Origin of the sequence: Alkanindiges hydrocarboniclasticus, assembly GCF_001982605.1 — a bacterium.
In the GTDB taxonomy this organism is placed as follows: Bacteria; Pseudomonadota; Gammaproteobacteria; order Pseudomonadales; family Moraxellaceae; genus Alkanindiges; species Alkanindiges hydrocarboniclasticus.
This window is the reverse complement of sequence record NZ_MLCN01000023.1, coordinates 78,344-100,412: the sequence shown is the minus strand read 5'-3', so window position 1 is coordinate 100,412 and position 22,069 is coordinate 78,344. Positions and strand designations below refer to the sequence as shown.

At 48.9% G+C, this 22,069-nt stretch carries 20 protein-coding genes; 2 read left to right on the top strand and 18 right to left on the bottom strand.

The window, feature by feature from the left end; all coding sequences use genetic code 11:
* Positions 1–41 precede the first annotated feature (41 nt).
* Both BKE30_RS09345 and BKE30_RS09340 read right to left on the bottom strand, forming a co-directional pair.
* The gene (locus BKE30_RS09345; protein ID WP_076878326.1) at positions 42–1,691 is read right to left on the bottom strand and encodes a mechanosensitive ion channel; all 1,650 of its coding nucleotides are present in this window, start codon (positions 1,689–1,691) and stop codon (positions 42–44) included.
* A 473-nt stretch (positions 1,692–2,164) separates the two neighbouring features.
* Complete coding sequence (locus BKE30_RS09340) at positions 2,165–2,713, bottom strand: DUF805 domain-containing protein (protein WP_083698522.1); 549 nt, start codon at positions 2,711–2,713, stop codon at positions 2,165–2,167.
* A 161-nt stretch (positions 2,714–2,874) separates the two neighbouring features.
* Between BKE30_RS09340 and BKE30_RS09335 the strand changes: the two genes are divergently transcribed.
* Complete coding sequence (locus tag BKE30_RS09335; RefSeq protein WP_076878324.1) at positions 2,875–3,297, top strand: hypothetical protein; 423 nt, start codon at positions 2,875–2,877, stop codon at positions 3,295–3,297.
* A gap of 76 nt (positions 3,298–3,373) precedes the next feature.
* Here the strand turns inward: BKE30_RS09335 and BKE30_RS09330 are convergent, their stop codons facing one another.
* Positions 3,374–4,147 (bottom strand): ferredoxin--NADP reductase, encoded by a 774-nt coding sequence (locus tag BKE30_RS09330; RefSeq protein WP_076878323.1) that lies wholly within the window; start codon positions 4,145–4,147, stop codon positions 3,374–3,376.
* A gap of 97 nt (positions 4,148–4,244) precedes the next feature.
* On the opposite strand from BKE30_RS09330, the gene gigC reads away from it, so the two are divergent.
* Positions 4,245–5,132 carry a LysR family transcriptional regulator GigC gene (gene gigC, locus BKE30_RS09325; protein WP_076878322.1) on the top strand — a complete coding sequence of 296 codons (888 nt, stop codon included), beginning with the start codon at positions 4,245–4,247 and terminating at the stop codon, positions 5,130–5,132.
* Positions 5,133–5,166: 34 nt separating this feature from the next.
* Here gigC and BKE30_RS09320 read toward each other — a convergent pair whose 3' ends face one another.
* The 15 genes from BKE30_RS09320 to BKE30_RS09250 all read right to left on the bottom strand — a co-directional run bounded on the left by BKE30_RS09320 (position 5,167) and on the right by BKE30_RS09250 (position 21,658).
* Entirely contained in the window at positions 5,167–5,673 is a 507-nt protein-coding gene (locus BKE30_RS09320; RefSeq protein ID WP_076878321.1) for a GNAT family N-acetyltransferase, read from the bottom strand.
* A 12-nt stretch (positions 5,674–5,685) separates the two neighbouring features.
* A complete protein-coding gene (gene upp / locus BKE30_RS09315; protein ID WP_076878430.1) occupies positions 5,686–6,339 on the bottom strand; it encodes a uracil phosphoribosyltransferase in 654 nt (217 codons plus the stop codon).
* 134 nt (positions 6,340–6,473) lie between these two features.
* Entirely contained in the window at positions 6,474–7,934 is a 1,461-nt protein-coding gene (gene nuoN / locus BKE30_RS09310) for an NADH-quinone oxidoreductase subunit NuoN (RefSeq protein WP_076878320.1), read from the bottom strand.
* A gap of 3 nt (positions 7,935–7,937) precedes the next feature.
* On the bottom strand, positions 7,938–9,545 hold the full coding sequence (gene nuoM, locus BKE30_RS09305) for an NADH-quinone oxidoreductase subunit M (RefSeq protein WP_076878319.1): 1,608 nt from the start codon (positions 9,543–9,545) through the stop codon (positions 7,938–7,940).
* 1 nt (position 9,546) lies between these two features.
* On the bottom strand, positions 9,547–11,424 hold the full coding sequence (nuoL, locus tag BKE30_RS09300) for an NADH-quinone oxidoreductase subunit L (protein ID WP_076878318.1): 1,878 nt from the start codon (positions 11,422–11,424) through the stop codon (positions 9,547–9,549).
* Positions 11,421–11,729: an NADH-quinone oxidoreductase subunit NuoK gene (nuoK, locus tag BKE30_RS09295; protein WP_076878429.1), complete on the bottom strand. Its 309-nt coding sequence runs from the start codon at positions 11,727–11,729 to the stop codon at positions 11,421–11,423. Before nuoK ends, nuoL begins: the two co-directional genes overlap by 4 nt.
* A complete protein-coding gene (gene nuoJ / locus BKE30_RS09290; RefSeq protein WP_076878317.1) occupies positions 11,729–12,289 on the bottom strand; it encodes an NADH-quinone oxidoreductase subunit J in 561 nt (186 codons plus the stop codon). The genes nuoK and nuoJ overlap by 1 nt, the downstream gene beginning before the upstream one ends.
* Positions 12,286–12,849: an NADH-quinone oxidoreductase subunit NuoI gene (gene nuoI / locus BKE30_RS09285; protein ID WP_076878316.1), complete on the bottom strand. Its 564-nt coding sequence runs from the start codon at positions 12,847–12,849 to the stop codon at positions 12,286–12,288. Before nuoI ends, nuoJ begins: the two co-directional genes overlap by 4 nt.
* Positions 12,850–12,868: 19 nt before the next feature.
* Complete coding sequence (gene nuoH, locus BKE30_RS09280; protein ID WP_076878428.1) at positions 12,869–13,858, bottom strand: NADH-quinone oxidoreductase subunit NuoH; 990 nt, start codon at positions 13,856–13,858, stop codon at positions 12,869–12,871.
* A 43-nt stretch (positions 13,859–13,901) separates the two neighbouring features.
* Complete coding sequence (nuoG, locus tag BKE30_RS09275) at positions 13,902–16,619, bottom strand: NADH-quinone oxidoreductase subunit NuoG (RefSeq protein WP_076878315.1); 2,718 nt, start codon at positions 16,617–16,619, stop codon at positions 13,902–13,904.
* 11 nt (positions 16,620–16,630) lie between these two features.
* The gene (gene nuoF, locus BKE30_RS09270; RefSeq protein WP_076878314.1) at positions 16,631–17,980 is read right to left on the bottom strand and encodes an NADH-quinone oxidoreductase subunit NuoF; all 1,350 of its coding nucleotides are present in this window, start codon (positions 17,978–17,980) and stop codon (positions 16,631–16,633) included.
* Positions 17,977–18,486 carry an NADH-quinone oxidoreductase subunit NuoE gene (gene nuoE / locus BKE30_RS09265; RefSeq protein ID WP_076878313.1) on the bottom strand — a complete coding sequence of 170 codons (510 nt, stop codon included), beginning with the start codon at positions 18,484–18,486 and terminating at the stop codon, positions 17,977–17,979. The genes nuoF and nuoE overlap by 4 nt, the downstream gene beginning before the upstream one ends.
* Before the next feature lie 15 nt (positions 18,487–18,501).
* Complete coding sequence (gene nuoC / locus BKE30_RS09260; RefSeq protein WP_076878312.1) at positions 18,502–20,301, bottom strand: NADH-quinone oxidoreductase subunit C/D; 1,800 nt, start codon at positions 20,299–20,301, stop codon at positions 18,502–18,504.
* 103 nt (positions 20,302–20,404) lie between these two features.
* On the bottom strand, positions 20,405–21,082 hold the full coding sequence (locus BKE30_RS09255; protein WP_076878311.1) for an NADH-quinone oxidoreductase subunit B: 678 nt from the start codon (positions 21,080–21,082) through the stop codon (positions 20,405–20,407).
* A 6-nt stretch (positions 21,083–21,088) separates the two neighbouring features.
* The gene (locus BKE30_RS09250) at positions 21,089–21,658 is read right to left on the bottom strand and encodes an NADH-quinone oxidoreductase subunit A (RefSeq protein WP_076878310.1); all 570 of its coding nucleotides are present in this window, start codon (positions 21,656–21,658) and stop codon (positions 21,089–21,091) included.
* Positions 21,659–22,069 lie beyond the last annotated feature (411 nt).

The following is a 22,069-nucleotide window of genomic DNA, read 5'->3' as shown; positions in this document are numbered from 1 at the left end:
TTATTTAAGGCAGGCTGCTTAAATCACAACCTTAAAGCCTGTTAACGCAGCGGATTGATTGGATCATCCGGATTGTCAGGCAGAATCAGTTCATTGTCCGTGCCGGTAGGTGGCGTAGTTTCTGAAGGGCTAACAATCGGAGATACTGCAGGCGAACCTACTGGAGAACCAAAGCTAGTGCTTAAAGGCGCATCCATGTCGGCATTGCTCATGCCCGATGCGGTTGGTGGAGTTGGCTTGTTGGCTTCACGTTTTGCCTTGGTGAGCATGTCATCCAGTAGGCGTTGTGCAGGCTCGCGCCCTCCCAAACCAAAAGCCAGTGCAAAGGCAACTGCAACCGCACCCAGTGTCAGACCGAAGGCCAGATTAACAATGGAATCCGCAATGCCCATCGCACGCAGGCCCATAGCCAGTACCAGACCAATAATCAGCATCCGTACTACATTGGCCAGCCACAGTGAATAATTATAACGACCACGCTGTACAATATCGCCAATCAGGTTGGCCAGCCAGAAGCCAATGATAAAAATTGCTACGCCCAGCAGGATATTGGCACCAAAAGCAATAAAGATGGTGATTAAATCGCTAACCTGAACGAAGCCCAGACGGTTGGCTGCCTCAGCTACCGCAAACAGCATGGCAAAAAATACCAGCAATTTACCAATGATGGTTGACAGGTTGGTGCTACCCAAAAAGCGCTGCATGTCCAGTTTGGCAGGCAGGCGATCCAGTTCAGTACCAGCCATCAGGTTAACTAAAATACCAGCCACAAACTTGGCGACCACATAGGTAATGATCAGGATCAATGCTGCAGCAATGATGTTTGGAATGGCATACATGATCTGGTCAAGCATACGAATTGCAGGCTGTGAAACTGCCTCAATGTGTAATGCATCCAGTGCTGCAATCAGGGTTGGAATCAGGATCAGGATAAATACAATCGAACCGGCAATGTTAGGAATGCTGGTGGTATTTTTAACCCCAACATGCGCCGCAGCCGATTGCAGATTTAAGCTGGAAACCAGACCCACCACAATATTGCGAACAATTTTTGCCACAAAATAGCCCACAAAACCAATTACCAGTGCAGCAAACAGGTTCGGCAGGAATAGCAGCAAATCATTGACCATGTTCTGTACAGGCAGCAACAGGCCGTTTAAGCCAAGTGCAGACAGTACCATGGGAACAAACAGCAGCAGGATTAACCAGTAAACAATCTGGCCAATATTATTGCTTAATGGCTGCACGCCCACATCGGCACTTAAGCGCTCATCCAGTGTGGTACGCGCCAGTAGACGGGTAATTCCGGCACGCGCCAGTGTGGCCAGTATCCAGCCCAGCACAGCCAGTACCAATGCAGACAGTACACGGGGAATAAAGAGCAGAACCTCATTGACCATATTGGAAAACGGGGCAGAAACTGCATGTAGATTCAACAGGTTAAAGCTGGCAATAACGGCAATAATCAATATAAACCAGAAAACAACGCGCCCAGCGATGTGTTCAATATCGGTATGGTGTCCTGTTGAGCTATTAACATGTCGATTGACATTGAGTTTTGAAAGTAACTTACGTACACCGGCGCCAGCTAGCAATGCAACAACCCAGCCGACAAGCAGCAAAGCAATCGCACCGAGAATAGGTTCTAGCTGAACACCATATGTATGCTGGAAGTTCTGGAAATTATCCATAACTAACCCCTTGATCATATCGGTCATTCATTTTTTATTAATCAGCAGCTTGCATCTGTACGTCCAGAGAGAATTATTCGGCGTTGTGTTATCCGGCAGTTGGCCTGCCCTAACGTACAATGGAGCTACTCATCAATACCCTTTATCTTCAGGTCATGACTTAAGTTTTTTATTGAAATCAACTTAGTGATGACCCTAAATAACCTTAACAAAGCACCAAAATATAAAAACAACGCTTTTGTTTCCTTCATACTGTTTTTGTCAAGCTAGGTAGGGTTTTTATTAACATTCAAAATTTAAGTTTTATTTTTTAAACATTTATAGGCTTGTATCTGTGGTTTGGCGCATTAAGCGGCCTTTTTTATCTTCACAATTAAGATGCTGGGCAAATATTTTTACGGCTCAAAAATAACAAAGCCAAAGACAGTGCTTTGGCTTGTAAAGATTGTCAGATACAGTCCAGCTTATATAAATTAATATTTTGTCATGTTGGCCAGATTGCTCATATCACCTGACATGCCGCCCAGCATGGTCATTACTGCAATCCCACCAATAATAGCCAGAACACTGAGGATAATATAAATGATGCCTAATACACTTTCCCAGCCTTTGTTGGGTCGTGGCAGGCCAAAGTTATTGCTGCCCTTGGTTCCCGGTGCAATCATCACATACAGCATAAAAAACACGTTAACCAGTGGTACCAGTATAAGCAGGGATAGCCAGCCACTCTGATTTAAGTCATGCAGGCGGCGAATGGTAAAAACAATGGCATAGTAAAAAAATACAATATAGGCAACCGCCATAATTAAAATACTGGCTGTCCCGATATTGGCATAAGGATCGGTGGTATTGGCCGAATTACCAAAAATGGCAATGCCCAGTATTGCCACCAGAACAATAACCAAAGAAATCACCAGATACCAAGCCAGATAAGCCAGACGGGCAAAACGGCCGCGCGGTGACAGCGGATGGTCAGCAACCGGTGCCATGGCAGGCGGCTTTGAAGGATCGTAAGTTGTCATAAAATTACCTCGTATACCCTAATTATCATTAAAAATTATTACTGGATTTTTTTACAGGTTACATCAGTTAACCATCGAGCCTATAGATAGCGTATTATTTTTTGCTTTGTCAACAAAACTTACTTAAAATTGCGCGCTCTTTTAGCAGTTTAAGTGCTGTGATGCCCTATTCAGTTACACCTGTTCAGCTTGACCTGCCGACCACCCTAAAGCACCAATGCTGGCTGCACACCTCAAGGGATGGTCATTTAATTGGCATCATTGCCTTTGAAGGGGATGCACCACAATTAAACTGGTACGACCTTGAGTATTTAAGACGGCGCAGTGATGAATTTTCTGTGATGGCCTTTCCGGAGTACATTTCGGCACTGATTATTGATCTACGTAACCTTGAAGCCCTACTGGAAGCCGATGCCCCCATTTTTCCATGGCGACTGACCGAAGAGGACTGCCCCATTCGCGTGCTGGTTAGTGATGAGCAGCGGGCCTATTATTCTTCTGTGTTTGAACCGGCATGGCTGGCGTGGGACTTGCAAGCCACCCTAAAAGACATGCGCGATTTTTTTGATATGCGCTATCACTAAGTAATTCATGAGGTTAATAAATAAGTCATGACGTTCAGCAGGAAGTAGACCCATAGGCTACTTCCCTGCGTTTCTCTTACCAGTAATTTTCTACGGCAATATTTCCTTCACCACGCCGGTTCATGCTTAGGCCCCTTGCTTTAAGCGCATTGCGGGTATCTTCCACCATTTGCGGATTACCACACAGCATGACATGGCTGGTTTCAGGGTTTAACGGTATGCCTGCGTGCTGTTCCAGCAGGCCATTTTCAATTAATACCGGCAAGCGCTGATGTAAAGCAGCATCACCTGCCGCAATGGTATCTCGGGTGATAATTGGCAAAAATTGGAAATTGGCACCATTCTCGCCAAAACTTTGGGCAATGCGGTCAATTTCTTCAGCGTAAGCCAGTTCCTCACGGGTGCGTACGCTGTAAGCCAGAATAATCTGCTGATATTGCTGCCACGGTGCAAAGTCCTGCAACATGGATAAAAACGGCGCAAGTCCGGTGCCGGTAGCCAAAAGCCACAGGTCATGCGGCAAGGGTTTCTGGTAGCGTGCCAGTGTTAAAAAACCAAAGGGAATTTTTTCCAGCAACAGATTATCACCTGCTTTTAGGTGCTGTAAACGTGAAGTAAAGGCACCATCCGGCACCACAATGGAAAAGAATTCCAGCTGCTCGGCAAATGGTGAAGACACCACCGAATAGGCACGAAAAATTTTCTCACCGTCCACCTCAATGCCAATACGGGCAAACTGCCCGGCACTGAAGCGAAAATGTGCAGGCCGAGTCAGGGTAAAACTAAACAGGTTTTCACTCCAGCGCCGCACATCCAGCACTGTTTCCCGGGTAAATTTTTCTTCACTCATCAGTACATACTTATATCTCTATGCTGCCCGGCAATGGTAGCATGTATCGCTACCGTTCCTAATGCCCTTACGAAAAAAGTCAAAAAAGGTACACTTCATGCGCATGACGTTAAGACAACTGGCCGTGTTTGTTGCCGTTGCCCAGGAAGGCACAGTCACCCGTGCCAGTGATGCTGTACGCCTGACCCAGAGTGCAGCCAGTATGGCGCTGGCTGACCTTGAAGATGCATTGGGTGCTCCCCTGTTTGACCGGTTGGGCAAACGCTTGCAGCTCAATGACCTTGGCCGTTTTTTACTACCGCAGGCACTGGAAATTCTGGGCCGCTGCGAGGCATTTGAACAGGCTGCTCAAGGCGAGCTGCAAACGATTGACTTACGCCTTGGGGCAACCTTAACCATTAGTGACTACCTGATGCCTGACCTGATGGCAGATTTTTTAAAATTCCAGCCACAGGCGCAACTACAATTACAGGTTGGCAATACACGCCAGATTATCGAATCGGTTAGCCAGTTCCAGCTGGATCTGGGACTGATTGAAGGGTCGTGTCATTTACCGCAATTGCAGGCTTTTCCATGGCGTGATGATGAATTGGCCGTTTGCTGTGCGCCGCAGCATCCACTGGCCCAGCTTGACCGGCCGCTGGATTTAAATGACTTTCAGAAAATAGACTGGATTTTGCGCGAAGAAGGTTCCGGCACCCGTGAGGTTTTTGACAATGTCATGCTTAAAGACTTGCCCAATGCCAAACTGCGCCTGACACTGGGCCATAATGAAGCAATTTTAAAAGTGGTGGCTGGCGGACTTGGCGTGGCATGTGTCTCCCGGCTGGCCATTGAACCACTGGCCAATGAAGGCCAACTGGTGATTCTGGATACGCCTTTCTGGACGCTCAAACGTCCACTGTTTATGCTGGTGCACCGCCAGAAATACAAAGGCCCGGGCTTAAAGGCCTTTATGGAATTTTGCCGGGAAAACAACACTTAAATTTTTGCTAAAGCCGTGCATCAGTGCTTGGGTGCTAGTCCAGATATTTTTGCCAGAATTCGGCCATACCGGCGCTTTCGTCTAAGCGGTAATTGTCATAACCAAAAGTACGGTAAGCCCGTTTGGCAGGTTCATTACCAGCCAGCACTTCCAGTGTCATTTTACAGCAGCCCAGTGTTTTTGCATGGCTTTCGGCGGCCTCAAATAACAGGCGCGAAATACCCAGTCCACGCGCCTGCTGTTGCACAATGACATCGTGGATATTCAGGAGCGGCTGGCATTTAAAGGTTGAAAAGCCCATAAAGGCATTCAGCAATCCAACTGGTTTGGCGTAATGGTAAGCCAGCCATGTATAAGCCGTTGGAAAATTTTGCAACCTCTCAACCAGATGGCGCTGGCAGTGCTGGCTTAAGGCTTCCCCACCACCCATAGGGTCCTGTGCATATTCATTCATTAAAAATACCAGATCACGGGCATGCACAAGATTTCGGTAGTCAGCCAAGATCACGCTAATCTCGGTTATATTAAAGGGCGCAGGCATCAGCAGTATAATCTACGGTTTGTTAAAAATAATTTTCTTTTGAATCGTGCCAAAAATCTTGTCACCCGCATCACCTAGCCCCGGAATAATATAGCCTTTCTCATTGAGACACTCATCAATTGAAGCCGTATAGATCATTACATCCGGATGGTGCGCCTGCAAGTGCTGGATGCCTTCGGGTGCTGCTACCAGCACCATCACGCGAATTTCCTTGCAACCTGCCTGTTTGAGCAAATCTATGGCTGCCACCAGTGAATTGCCAGTGGCCAGCATGGGGTCAATGATTAGCGCCAGACGCGCATGAATATCCGGGGCCAGCTTTTCCAGATAACTGCGCGCTTGCAGGGTTTCTTCATTACGCTCTAGTCCAAGCACGCTCACCTTGGCACTGGGGATCAGGTTCAGCACGCCTTCCAGCATGCCAATGCCTGCCCGCAAAATCGGTACAATGGTAATTTTCTTGCCTGCAATGCGCTCGACACTCACCGGCCCGGCCCATCCTTCAATCACCTCATTTTCAAGCATCAAATCCTTAGTGGCTTCGTAGGTGAGTAGTGATGCAATTTCCTGCGAGAGTTCCCTAAAATTCTTGGTACTAATGTCAGCACGACGCATTAAACCAATTTTATGACGAATCAGGGGATGGCGAATTTCAAGGATAGGCATATTAATCAGAACAGCTGCTGTAAACAGCGTCATGATAATACAAAAAACAGATTAATTTAAAATGGCCTGCACTAAAAAACAAAATGCCCCAACATTGTTGAGGCATCCTGTCATAGGGTTTACAAGCTAGGAAATTACTGCATTACCACAATTTGTGCCAGTGCTGCCAGTTTAATCAATGGTTGCGGATAAACACCCAGCAATAGCACCAGCAGTGAAGTCAGCAGCACCATAATACCGCCAGCCTTTACGCCCCAGTTAGTCTGGGCATCAATGCGTGGAGTATCCGGTGGGGTCATATACAGTACGACCATCACCCGCAGGTAATAATACAAACCAATCGCACTACCCAGAATCACCATGGCAGCCAGCAACCAGCTCATGTTCTGTACCGCAGCCATCACCACAAAGAACTTGCCAATAAAGCCTGCGGTAAGTGGAATACCCGCCAGTGAGAGCATCATAACGGTCAGCACTGCTGTCAATACCGGACGACGCCAGAACAGTCCGCGATAATCGGCAATGGATTCTGCTTCAGTATCACTATATGGACTAGACATCAGCGCAACAGCACCAAACGCACCAATGGTGGTGAATACATACGTCACCAGATAAATGCTGACGGTAGCAATGGATGATACACCCAGACAGATAATGGCAATCAGCAAATAGCCAAAATGCGCGATGGATGAGTAACCCAGCAGGCGTTTTAAGTTAACCTGACGTACCGCCAGCAGGTTACCCACCAGAATAGACAGCACCGCCAGAATTACCAGAATGGTTTGCAAGCCTTCCATGGCCAGTGAACTGGACACCAGCAGGAAACGTAATGCAACGGCCAGCATGGCCACCTTGCTCACCGTGGCCAGAAAGGTTGCAGCCGGTGCTGGTGCACCCTGATACACATCAGGTGTCCAGCCATGAAATGGCACCAGTGACAGCTTGAATGCAATGGCAATTACAATCAGGCCAAAGCCCATGACGACAATCGGCTCATGCGCTACCTGCCCCAGAATCTGGCCCAGATTACGGAAATCCATAGTACCGGTATAGCTATACAGGAAAGCCATGCCCATCAGTAATGCCGCAGAAGCAGTTGCCGATAACACCAGATACTTGATGCCCGATTCCAGTGACTTGCTGCGCTCATGGGTATAAGCCAGCAAGCCATAGGTTGGAATGGACAGCAATTCAAGGCTCATAAAAAATGAGGTCATATGACTGCTGGCCGTCATCAGCATGCCACCAGCCACAGCAATCAGCAGTAACAGGTAAAGCTCTTCACGGTTGTGCTGGTAGCTGTCGATATAAGCGTGTGCCAGCGTACAACAGGCCAGCGAGGCAATCAGGATCAGCGCCATATTAAACAGCGCAAATCCATCAACCACAAACAAGCCCATCACGGCTTGCGGGCCACTGTTCTGGAAAAATGCCTGCCAGACAATATAGGCCACTGCCGCATTAAGGCCAATCACGGTTGCCGTTGCAATCAGGTCATGATGGCGCTTGATTGCCACCAGCAACATCACCAAAACGGCCGTCAGGCTAACAATAATAACAGGTGCCAGCGGCATCAGCGTAGAAATCATATCCATGGCTTATTGAATCTCCACGCTATTCATTGGGCTAATGTTTGGCGTATTAAACAATGGGTAATTATACGAGTTACTCAACCATTGCATACTTAAGTGAGATGTATTTAAAACATCCTGCGGGAACAGCCCCAGCCATAGTAAACCAATCCCCATTACCAGCAACATGGTCATTTCACGGGCATTTAAGTCTTTAAACGGCTGTGCCATTTTTTGCTGCGACTCATGCGGCTGTCCAAACATGGCTTTATGAATCATGATCAGGGTATAGAGTCCTGCAAATACCAGACTGACGGTTGCCAGAATAGTAAATACCGGATAGCGACCATAAGAACCCAGCAAAATCAGGAATTCTGCAACAAAGTTACCTGTACCCGGAATACCCATTAATGCCGCACTAAAGAACATCAGGAAAAATGGCAGGTAGCGGAACTGACCCCACATGCCACCCATCAGGCGCAAGTCACGGGTGTGCAGGCGCTCATAAATCTGGCCAGCCATAATGAACAGTGCTGCCGATGACAGGCCATGTGCCAGCATCATAATCATGACACCTTGCAGGGTCATCAAATTACCTGCATAAATGGCCAGCAGAATAAAGCCCATGTGCGACACACTGGTATAAGCCAGCAGGCGCTTCATGTCGGTTTGCTGGAAAGCCAGCCATGCGCCATAAAACACACCAACCAAGCCCATAATAATGGCAATATTGGCAAAATCTGCCGAAGCATGCGGGAACAGCGGCAGTACAAAACGCAATATGCCATAGGCTGCTGTTTTAATCAGGATACCGGCAAGGTCTACCGAACCCGCAGTGGGTGCCTGCGCGTGGGCATCTGGCAACCAGCCATGAAATGGCACTACGGGCAACTTCACCGCAAAAGCTATAAAGAAACACAGCATCAGGCCATATTCAAAGCCATACGGCAGCGTGGTGCCCAGCAAATGCATATAGTCAAATGACAAGGTATTGGTCTGGGTAAAACGGATCAGAACCAGTGTCAAAATGCCAACCAGCATGATCAGGCCAGAAGCCTGCGTATAAATAAAGAACTTGGTGGCAGCATAGACACGCGAACGGCCCGTTGAACCGGAGTGTCCCCATAGTGCAATCAGGAAATAGATAGGTACCAGCATCATCTCCCAGAAGAAGAAGAACAGGAACATGTCTATGGCCAGAAATACACCAATAACGCCGCCAAGGCTCCACAGCAGGTTCAGGTGAAAGAAACCCACATTCTTCTGGATTTCATCCCAAGAACAGCCTACCGCCAATACCCCTAGCAAGGCAGTCAGTGCCACCATCATCAGGGATAAACCATCGAGGGCCAGATGAAAACTAATGCCCAGCATTGGAATCCACGGCAGGCTAAATTCTGCCTGCCATACCGGTGCAATGCCCGGTTGTACAACAATGGCGGTAGTATCACCGTAATGACCTGCCATCCATAACTGAATGCTCAGCCCTAGCGTGACCAGCATCCCGATCAAGGCAATCCAGCGTGGTGCCCGGATACTCACCTTTTCGAATACCCAGCATAAAAAACCTGCAATAAAGGGAATCAAGATGAGTGCAGGGAGAATCCAGTTATTTGGAGTTGAAAGTTCCTGCATCTTATTTCCCCAGTACCTGAATCACAATAAGTATCATGAGTAATATCACCGCGCCGATCACAATAGCCGCTGCATAACCACGCAGTGATCCTGTTTGGCGATTGGTGGCAACACTGTTACCTGCCCTCACCAGTACCGGAAACACGCCCCAGATCCGGTCTACCGGATCACGGCCAAATATACGCGCAATCATTAGATAAGGTTTTACAAATATCAAATGATAAAGCGCATCAAAGCCCCATGCATTACGCCAAATATGCGCAACGCCTGCACCAAATGAAGTATTGGCCATTTTTTGTACCGAACGGTAATTAAAGGCAAACAATACTGCGCCAATCACCAGCCCAAGCAAGGCCACCCCAACCGCAGTGTATTCCACGAAGTGTTTATCGTGCGCTACGGCTGCATTTACCACAAACTCTGGCAAGACATTGTTTAATACATGGCCTACCGGATGCTGCAATAGCGCACCAATACAGGTAGACAGCACCAATAGCACGCCCAGTGGCAACCAATAGGTAATGCCTTCAATTTTATGGGCGTGGGTTTTTTCTTGACCATGAAACACCAGCCAGATCAGGCGGAAGGTATAAATAGAGGTTAAGAACGCACCCACTACACCAGCCCAGAAAAGTTCAGGATGGCCAGATGCCCATGCTTGCCACAGGATTTCATCTTTGGAATAAAAGCCCACAGTGATAAACGGAAATGCCGCCAGTGCGCCACCCCCCACCAAAAAACACAGATAGACAAATGGAATTTTTTTCCAGAGGCCACCCATTTTTAGAATATTTTGCTCATGATGGCAGGCAATAATTACCGCACCTGAAGACAGGAATAACAGGGCTTTGAAAAATGCATGCGTTAGCATGTGGAATACTGCCGCCTGATAGGCCTCAGCACCCAATGCCAAAAACATGTAACCCAGCTGGCTCATGGTGGAATAAGCCAGTACCCGCTTGATATCGGTTTGCACCAGTGCAGCAAAACCAGCCATTAGCAAGGTAATAGCCCCAATGACACCCACCAGATACAGTACATCCGGTGCCAACTCAAATACCGGATGCATGCGGGCAATCAGATAAACACCTGCTGTCACCATGGTCGCCGCATGAATCAGTGCAGAAACTGGTGTAGGACCTGCCATTGCATCGGCCAGCCATGTTTGTAAGGGAAGCTGTGCAGACTTACCCACAGCGCCACCCAGTAACATCAGGGCGGCCCAGGTTACTGCCGGACTACCACTGGTCAGAACTTCTGGGGCGCGTATGGTAATTTCATAAATATCCAGTGTGCCAAATTGCTGGAACAGGATAAACAGGCCAATCAGCAGTAATACGTCGCCCACGCGGGTTACGGTAAATGCCTTGATGGCTGCAAAGCCGTTGTCCGGGTTTTTAAAATAAAAACCAATCAGCAGGTATGAACACAGGCCAACACCTTCCCAGCCCAAGAACATCACCAGCAGGTTATCGCCCAGTACCAGCAACAACATGCTGGCCACAAACAGGTTGAAGTAAGAGAAAAAACGGGCAAAGCCTTCTTCACCACGCATATACCATGCGGCAAACAGGTGAATGAAAAAACCAACACCCGTAATCATGCCCATCATCACCAGAGACAGGCCATCCAGTTGCAAGCCAAAACTAGGCGCAAAACTGCCAATCTGCATCCATGTCCATAGAATCTGGTGGTAATAACCGCCCTGTGTGCCCTGATTTAAAAAATCAATGCCGACATACAGTGCCGTTAATGCAGACAGCGCCATGGAGCCAACACCAATGATGGCTGCCATTTTTTCAGAAATCTGGTCACGCAGACCGGCGAGTAAGATAAAGCCCAGCAGCGGAAAAATAAAAGTTAAAAGCAGTAGGTTCATCCGCGCATCTCACTAGCTGCATCAACGTCCAGATGCTGGAAGCGATGATAAAATTGAAGCACGATGGCCAGACCAATACAGGCCTCGGCCGCAGCCAGCGTCAGAATCAGGATGAACATTACCTGACCGTCAGGCTGGCCCCATACACTGCCGGCCAGCACAAAAGCCAGCGCCGCAGCATTCATCATGATTTCAAGGCTCATGAGCATAAACATCAGGTTACGACGTACCATAACGCCATAAAGCCCCAGTGCAAACAGTAATGTAGCCAGAATCAGGCCATGCTCCAGTGGAATTGGTCCCATCATGGTTGCACCTCGCTATCTCTTACGAAATCTTCTTTTATAGAGTCATCTTTTGCAACAACAGGCTCGCGCTTACCCAGATGGAATGCCGCAACCAGCGAAGCCAGCAATAGCATTGCCGCTATTTCGACCAGCAATAAGTAGGGACCAAACAGGGCAATACCGACCTGCTTCGGACCCACGTCATGTGTGCCAATGGCCGGATGAGCTGCGGTGTTGCCAGAGGCCAGCATCCATACCAGCGCCAGACCCAGCAAAAAGGTCAGCAAGGCAGGCACTGTCCAGGCTGATGAATTCAGCCACAGTTTTTCCTGCTCGGTGGTTTGCGCACCCAGATTAAGCATCATAACCACAAACACAAACAGCACCATAATGGCGCCTGCATACACAATTACTTCCAGCGCACCGGCAAAAGGTGCACCAACGATAAAGAAGATACCTGCCACTGCAAGCAGTGAAACAATCAGGTTAAGTAAGGCATGTACCGGGTTGGTATTGGTTACCACCCGTATGGTAGACAACAGGGCCACAATGGCCATGAGGTAAAATGGCCAGATCATGGTAGCAAGCTCCGTGTATCAACAGGTGCAGATTCACGCTCTGCCGCCCCTTTGGGTTTACCGTCAATTGCCATACCTGCCACCCGGTAGAAATTATAATCAGGATATTTACCAGGGCCGGAAATCAGCAAGTGTTCTTTTTCATACACCAGATCCTGACGTACATACTCGCCCATTTCAAAATCCGGCGTGAGCTGAATGGCTGTGGTTGGACAGGCTTCTTCACACATGCCACAAAAAATGCAGCGGGAAAAATTGATACGGAAAAATTCAGGATACCAGCGGCCATCTTCTTTTTCTGCTTTTTGCAGCGAAATACAGCCTACCGGACACGCAACAGCACACAGGTTACAGGCCACACAGCGCTCTTCCCCATCCGGGTCACGCGTTAGAATGATTCGGCCACGGTAACGCGGTGGTACAATCTGTTCCCCCGGTACTTCAGGATACAAAATCGTATCACGCTTGCGAAAAGCATGACTGAACACCATAAACAGGCTACGGACAATGGTCCCTGCCCCAACAATAATCTTCCCAAAGGAAGCCAGAATATTTGTCATAGCTGCTCTCCTTGCTCCCTTAGGCGGAATAGTTGTGCAGAATGACTGCAGCAGTAACTAAAAGATTGATCAATGTTAATGGCAGGCACACTTTCCAGCCAAAATTCATCACCTGATCATAACGTGGGCGCATTAAAGAACCACGAGCCAACACAAACATCATGACAAAGAACAGTGTTTTCACAATAAACCAGAAAACCGGTGGCACAAATGGAATTTCAATATTAAACGGGGCCAGCCAGCCACCAAAGAACAACACCACAATCAGGGCAGAAATCACCACCACGTTGACGTACTCGGCAACGAAGAACATACCCCATTTCATGCCACCATATTCAATATGATAACCCTCAGCCAGTTCCTGCTCGGCTTCCGGCTGGTCGAAAGGATGACGGTGAGTCACCGCAACACCGGCAATGGCGAAGATACAAAACCCTAAAAACTGTGGCACAATGTTCCACAGGTCACGCTGGGATTCCACAATGTCACGCAGGTTAAAGGAACCGGCAATGGCCACTACGCCCATGAGCGACAAACCCAGAAATACTTCATAAGAAATAGTCTGTGCTGCCGAGCGTAAGCCACCTAACAACGAATATTTGTTATTGGACGACCAGCCCCCAAACAGGACGGCATAAACTGCAATGCCTGCCATGGCCATAAAGAACAGCAGGCCAATATCAAGGTCTGCCACGCCAAGGCTTGGGCTAATGGGAATGACCATAAATGACAGTACGGCTGTACCCATGGCAACCGCAGGTGCCAGACGGAAAGTCAGCTTGTCTGCAAATTTTGGCGTCCAGTCTTCCTTAAACATGATTTTCAGCATGTCGGCAACAATCTGGAACATCCCGCCGGGACCAACCCGGTTAGGACCATAACGGTCCTGCCATAAAGCCAGCAAACGGCGCTCAATAAAACTCATCAGCGCCGCAAACAGCACCACCACCAGTAAAATTACAATGGCCTGCACCACCATAAAGGTGGTCTGCCACTGGTTGGTGGTCATATAGTCATTTAAAAATGTTGGAATTGAAGGATCAACCCGCATGTTAGACTCCTACCGCAGCAGCATCAACGCTGATGGCTATTGAATCGGTCAAGCTGACTACCGGTGCAAGTCCAACCGGATACCCAATATAGCCATATGGCAAGTAATCAACCACATTGACCGGCAGGTTAATGCTGGTATCTCCGGCTTTTACCGTCACACGCTGGCCCTGCTGAACATTCAGGCGGGCGGCATCATCACGGCTGACACTAAATGCCGCTGCTGGAATGCGTGATTGCATGACCGGTGTACGCACTGTCATTTCGCCGCTGGCAAAAATATGATGCACCGGAACCAGACGATAGGTATTGTCATTGTCCAGTAATGGCGCTGGCGCAACAAAACTGCGTGCCGGACGTTTTGGCAGGCGGTCAAACAGGCGTATGCCCGGATCACCGGCTTTTAAATGCCCACCGACTTCATCCTGAAACTTGTTCCACGACTGTGGTGAGTTCCAGCCCGGTGCCCATGCGAACGGAATCAGGGAAGATGATTCCTGCGGGCCAACATAGCCTTCCATCGAGAAGGTTAATGCCGAATCCCGGTCGGTTGGCTGCTTGGGCTCATGCACGGAAATTGGTGCCCGCATGGCGGTACGGCCAGAGTAACGGCGTGGTTCACGGGCAATTTTCAGGCCATGAACACGGTAGCCTGCGTCTGGCGCAACATCCACAATGCCTTCAAGTGCTGGAACTTTGCTGGCCACCGCTTCAATCACATCATCCAGAACCGTCCAGTCCACAGGTTTGCCCTGAATTCCGGTATGAATGGCATGCAACCAGCGCCAGCTTTCCTTGATGCTGATTTCGGGGTTGTAATACGCCGGATCATAAACCTGGAAGTAACGCTGGGCACGGCCTTCCTGACTCACTACTGTTCCATCACCTTCAGCAAAACTTGCCGCAGATAGCACAATAGAGGCTTTTTTAGCAGTTGGGGTATCCTGATGATCCAGCACAATAATTTGCTGGGTTTTAGCCATTGCAGCTTTGACCTGTTGTGCTGGCAAGCGACGGTACAAGTCATTTTCAACAATCACCATGGCGTCGTAGCTTTGCGTTAAAGCCTGTTCCAGTGGCATACCGCCCATCAGCGCCAGACCCATGGAGTTTACTTCTGGCACAACCAGTGTCAGGCCAGCCTTGCTTTTTCCATCAGAGCTACCCAGATTTAAGGCAACTTGTGCAGCCGCTTCCATCAGGGCAGGTTCCAGCAGGCTGGTACCAGAAATGATTAGTGGCTTTTTGGCATGCTTAAGCTGACGCGCTACTTCCAGTGCAAACACCTTGGCATCATCGGAAATATCACTATTCATGGCTTCAGCTTTAATCGCTGCGGCAATGGCAAAACCCAAACGTGCAATATCGTTTGGTGAAGCAACCACTTCGCCTTCAGCAATATCGCTTAACCGCGTAGCAACTGAACTTAAAATATAAACCGGACTTTTGGCATCCTGTGCAATACGGGCAACCGGCTCAGCCAGCCAGCCTTGCGTCTTACGCTCGGCGGCCATTTCCAGTCCTTTGTTCTTGGCAGACTGACGTACCGACAAGGCCATGCGTGGTGCCGTTTGCGTCAGGTCTTCGCCCAGAATCAGCACCGCATCATAATCTTCCACTTCACGCAGGTTTGGATTATAAATGCCTTCGGTTTGCATCAGGCTAGCTGCCAGTTCAACCAGTTGCTGTTCCTGCTGGGTCATACCGGTAGAGAAATTTTCATTGCCCACCAGCTCACGCAAGGCAAAATTACTTTCAAGACTAGCGCGTGGTGAGCCAATACCCAGCACATTCTGGCCTTTTAAGCTGGCAATGGCCTGATCCAGTGCTTCATCCACACTTACGGTTAAGGTGCGGTTTTCAATGTGCAATTGTGGCTGACGCGGACGATCCTTGCGGTTGACATAACCTGTCCCAAAGCGGCCCTTGTCACACAGGAAATACTGGTTAACCGACCCATTAAAGCGGTTTTCAATGCGGCGCAGCTCGCCATAGCGCTCTCCCGGAGAAATATTACAGCCGGAAGAACAACCCTGACAAATACTGGGTGCATACTGCATGTCCCATTTGCGGTTATAACGCTCGGAATGGGTTTTATCGGTAAATACACCAGTTGGGCACACTTCAACCAGATTGCCGGAAAACTCGCTTTCCAGTACCCCATCGGTCTCACGGCCAAAATAAACCCGTGCTGCGTTGCCATACACACCCAGATCCGTACCGCCTGCATAATCCTTGTAGTAGCGCACACAGCGATAACAAGCGATACAGCGGTTCATTTCATGGGCAATAAATGGCCCCAGATCCTGATTTTGATGCGTGCGCTTGGTAAAACGATAACGGCGGCGGTCATGTCCTGTCATTACGGTCATGTCCTGTAAATGACAATGCCCACCTTCTTCACAGACCGGACAGTCATGCGGGTGGTTGGTCATCAGGTATTCCACGATGGTTTCGCGAAAGGCCTTTGCTTCGTCATCTTCAATGGAAATATAGGTATCGTTGACGGCGGGCGTCATGCAGGACATCACCAGACGTCCGCGCTTGTCATCCGCATTGGCATACTGTTTAACTGCACACTGACGGCATGAGCCTACAGAACCCAGTGACGGATGCCAACAAAAATAGGGAATATCAAGGCCAAGGGACAAACAAACCTGCAACAGGTTTTCTGATCCATCAACCTCGTAATCTTTACCATCGACATGTATTGTAGCCATCGCCTGGTTCCTTAAGCTTGCTGAGCGTTGCTGATTTGAACCACGGATTCTGTTTCTTTGGGAATCAGTGCTTCAAACTCGCTGCGAAAATATTTTAGGGCGCTTTGTAATGGTTCCATGGCACCCGGAGCATGTGCACAGAATGTCTTGCCAATCCACAGGTTCTTGGTGAGCTGCTCAAGATGGGTAATGTCTTCCAGCTTGCCACGGCCATGTTCAATGGCAGACAGCGCCTTTACGCTCCATGGCAAGCCATCGCGGCACGGCGTACACCAGCCACAGGATTCACGCGCAAAAAATTCTTCCAAATTGCGGGTGAGCGACACCATGCACTGGGTTTCATCCACTACCATAATCAGGCAGGTACCCAGACGCGAACCTGCTTTCATAATGCTGTCGGCATCCATCGGCAGATCCAGATGCTCCGCGGTTAAAAAGTCAGTGGATGCACCACCAGGCAACCATGCCTTTAGCTTTAAGCCTTCACGCATGCCCCCGGCATATTCTTCAATCACTTCGCGAGCAGTTGTACCAAAAGGCAGCTCCCACAAGCCGGGGAAACGCACCTTACCGGAAACCCCATAAATCTTGGTGCCGGGATCCTTGCTCTTGTGGGCAGACAGGTTGATGTACCACTCTGGCCCACGTAACAAAATGGCTGGCAGGTTATTAAAGGTTTCGACGTTATTGACGATAGTTGGGCGGCCCCATGCACCAGCCACCTGTGGAAATGGAGGCTTGGTACGCGGATTGGCACGACGGCCTTCCAGAGAATTAATCAGTGCGGTTTCTTCACCGCAAATATAACGGCCCGCACCGGTATGCACGTGCATATCAAATGACCAGCCAGTGTTTAGGATATTTTCACCAAGATAGCCTTTGGCTCGCACTTGCTCTAAAGCATTATTTAGATATTGCGCCGCTTCGATATACTCACCCCGGATAAAAATATATCCCATGGTGGCTTCTAAAGTGTAGGCCGCAATGATCATGCCTTCGATCAGTTGATGCGGCAGCTTTTCCATGAGCAGGCGATCTTTAAAGGTGCCCGGCTCCATTTCATCGGCATTACAAATCAGGTAACGCGGGCCGCCATCATTGGGTGCCATCAGTGACCATTTGATCCCTGCCGGAAAGCCTGCACCACCACGGCCTTTTACGGTTGCAGCCTTAACCACTTCCTGCACTTCAGCCGGCGTCATGCTTAAGGCTTTTTTCATGCCCGCGTAGCCTTCCAGTGACTCGTAGGTGTCTACATCATGAATCAGCTCATGATGTTTTAGGCGCCAGGTCAGCGGATGGGTTTCTGCGGTGCCGTTACCATGTATGGGTCTTGGTTCTGTATTTACATTCGTTGTCATACATATTGCTCCAGTAACGCAGCGATGTCATTGACACCAACCAGACCATGCGTGTCTTCATTGATCATCAGGGTTGGTCCCTTGTCACAATTGCCCAGACAGCAAATTGGCAACAGGGTAAAACGACCATCTGCCGTGGTTTGGCCATATTGAATACCAAGGTGCTTCTGGAATGCTTCAGCCAGTGTTTCTGCTCCCATCAGGAAGCAGGCAATGGAATCACACAGCAAAATGACATTACGCCCCACCGGACGGCGGTAAATACGGTTATAAAAAGTCGCCACGCCTTCAACATCAGCAGCCGGAATACCCAGCATCTGGCCAATGGCAACCACCTGTGCATCGTCTACCCAGCCATTACGCTTTTGCACAATTTTCAGGGCATCCAGAGAGGCAGCACGCGGATCAGGATAATGGGCAATCTGGTGCTCAATATCGTGAATTTCTTGCGCGGTTAAAATGGCTTCAACATTCACGCGCGGTTTTTTATCAGTCAAAATCATCATGATGGCGTTATCCTCTTAACGATCCACATCGGCCATTACAATATCGATGGTCGCCAGATAAATAATCAAGTCGGACACCAAACTGCCATTAATTACAGAAGGAATTTGTTGCAGGTGCGGGAACGTCGGGGTACGAATCCGGGTACGATAACTCATGGTTGATTTATCGGACGTCAGATAATAAGTACTTGCCCCCTTCACCACCTCAGCCATTACTGTAGACTCGCCCGCTGGCATCACAGGCCCCCATGACACACTTAAAAAGTGGTTAATCAGGGTTTCAATGTCATGCAGGGTTTTGTCTTTTGGTGGCGGCACAGCCAATGGATGGTCGGCCTTATAAGGGCCAGACGGCATGTTGTTCAGGCATTGCTCAATAATGCGCATGGACTGCCAGATTTCTTCGTAATGCACCAGAATACGGTCGTAGGCATCGCCGTGATAGCACAGCGGCACTTCAAACTCGAAGTTTTCATAGCCACTGTACGGACGGGCCTTACGCACATCAAAATCAATACCAGTCGCACGCAAGCCAGTACCAGTAACACCCCAGGCCAGTGCCTGCTTGGCATCATACTGGGCAACATTACGGGTACGGCCAATCATTACACTGTTTTGCAAGGCGGCCTTTTTGTATTCTTTCAGGCGGCTTGGCATCCAGTCCAGAAATTCACGCACCAGCTTTTGCCAGCCATTTGGCAGGTCAGCGGCAGTGCCACCTATACGGAACCATGCCGGATGCATACGGAAACCAGTAATGGCTTCAATCACATCATAAATTTTCTGGCGATCGGTAAACATATAGAATACCGGGGTCATACCACCAGCATCCTGAATGGCAGTACCAATAAACAGCAAGTGGTTATTGATACGGAAAAACTCGGACAGCATGACCCGGATGACTTGTGCACGATCCGGTACGGTAATGCCCGCCAGTTTTTCAACTGACATGACATACGGCATGTTTTGCGCAACACCACCCAGATAATCCACCCGGTCGGTATAGGGAATATAGGAATGCCAGGTCTGGCGCTCGCCCATTTTTTCAGCACCACGATGGTGGTAACCAATATCAGGCACGCTATCAACCACTTCCTCACCGTCCAGCTGTAATACCACACGGAAGGCACCATGCGCTGATGGATGGTTTGGCCCGAGATTTAGGAACATGAAGTCCTCGTCCCGGTTACCCCGCTTCATGCCCCAGTCTTCCGGCACAAAACGCAGTTGCTCCTGTTCAAAGTCCTGCTTGGCCTTGTCCAGATAATACGGGGTATATTCTGTAGCACGCGCAGAATAGTCCTTGCGCAGCGGATGACCTTCCCAGTAGGTTGGCAGCAAAATACGGCGCAACATCGGATGGCCAGTAAAGTTGATGCCAAACATGTCATAGGCTTCGCGCTCGTACCAGTTGGCGTTAGGCCAGATACGGGTTGCGGTAGGAATGTTCAGGTCACTTTCCGACAGGGCTACCTTAACGCGAATATCGGTGTTGCGCTCGAGCGACAACAGGTGATAGAACACGGTAAAATCAGACGGTGGCAGTCCTTCACGATGATTGCGCAGGCGCTCGTCCATGGCGGACAGGTCGAACAGCATCACATAGGGACGTGATACTGTACGCAGGAACATCAGTATATCGAGCAGTTGAGAGCGTTCCACCCAGATGGTTGGAAAGTCTTCAAAGGTCGTTTGCACCCTGAAAGAGTCACCAAACTTGCCACGCAGCTCTTCTACAACAGCAAAGGCGGGGCGTTTATCAACCGCAGGTGACTGTGATGCAGCATCGTGCAAAACAATTGATTCTTCAGCCATTGGTTAGGCTTCCTATTTACTACAAATTCTGGCGCACAAGGATCAGCATTGATCACTTGCATAAGCTGGCAAAACGCTGCAAAGGCAGCGTCAGGGTTTATTACTATCGACTTTCGTCTGGTGACCGCAAATTCGTCACCGCAATCCGCTGGGCCTTTTTACGATCACGTTCAGGCTGCATTTTGGGGCGGTAAACCGGTTTGAGGTCATCACCAATCACCGCTGACAACGGGCGGCGTTCTTTTTGAATCTGGTCCTGCAACAGCATCAGGCCCTGAATCAGTGCTTCAGGACGCGGTGGGCAACCCGGTACATACACATCCACCGGAATGATTTTATCCACACCCTGCACCACCGAGTATATATCGTACATACCGCCCGAGTTGGCACAGGCACCCATGGAAATGACCCACTTGGGTTCCAGCATTTGCTCATACAGGCGCTGAATAACTGGTGCCATTTTGATAAACACCGTACCCGCTACAATCATCAGGTCAGCCTGACGTGGTGAGGCACGGATAACCTCTGCCCCAAAGCGTGACATATCATGTACGGCAGTCAGGGTGGTGGCATATTCGACATAACAGCAGGATGTGCCAAAGTTATAAGGCCACAACGAATTCTTGCGGCCCCAGTTCACAGAGGAATGCAACAGGTCTTCAAGCTTGGTCATAAACACATTCTTGTTGACATCGTCGCTAACCGGATCGTTTACTTCCCTGCGATCCTGCAATGGATATTGCTCTGCATTGGGATTGGCACGGGTCAAGGTATATTTCATATCGCATTACTCCTTAACAGCAGTTGGAGAAGACGCCCGGTCAGCACGTAAAGGACCTTTACCGGATACCTTGCCGGATAACTGCGCTGGTACTTTCCCGGTGGGATCGGTTTCCAGCTCTTCAATATTGTTAAAACGGGTGATTTCCGCCAGATCCATATTGGGCTTGCCAACATGAGGCTGAATACCAGCCTGCTTGCGGCGGTCGGCTGGCGACCAGTTCAGCGAACCGGTGCTCAATTCATAGATCAGGCCGATCAGCAGGATCAGTACAAAAATGGCAGCAGTCCAGAAGCCAATCCAGCCAGCTTCACGCACCGAAACAGACCATGCATACAGGTAGAGTGCCTCAAGATCGAACACTACAAAGAAAATAGCAACAAGATAAAACTTGGCAGACAGACGCAAGCGCGCACCGCCGGCTCCGACAACCCCAGATTCGAAGGGTTCATTCTTGGCACGGCCCCATGCCTTGCCACCCAGTAGTAATGGCACAGTCAGCATGAAGACGCACAAAAATGTGACGCCGATAACGAAAGCCACAACGGCCCAGTCATATGGAGTAATGGCACTCATGCGGGGACAACTCCTGGCAGGCCAAAATAATTTTGGTAGGTAAAATACATTTGGTTATGAAAAAACCAAATCCTTGAAGATTGCATGGGATTGTACCTGATTTCGCCTAAATGTTTCTAGCCATGTATCCTCATTGAGTTCTGCTAAAACCATAATATTTGTTTATTTTTTATTCATTCATTAAGACATTAATTCATTTGGTTTTTGTATTATCGTGGTGCATTTTTTAAAAATCAGACTTTAGTCTTAAGTTTCATTTAATTTTGCGGCATTGTATTTTTATCAAGTGCAGGCATTACTTAATGATAGAAAAAATCTGGATATTTCAGTTGCTGATTAAAATTTACTACTGTGATATGAAGCGAATAAAACATTTATGCTTAAAAGTCCTATGATTGATGTAATTAAGAA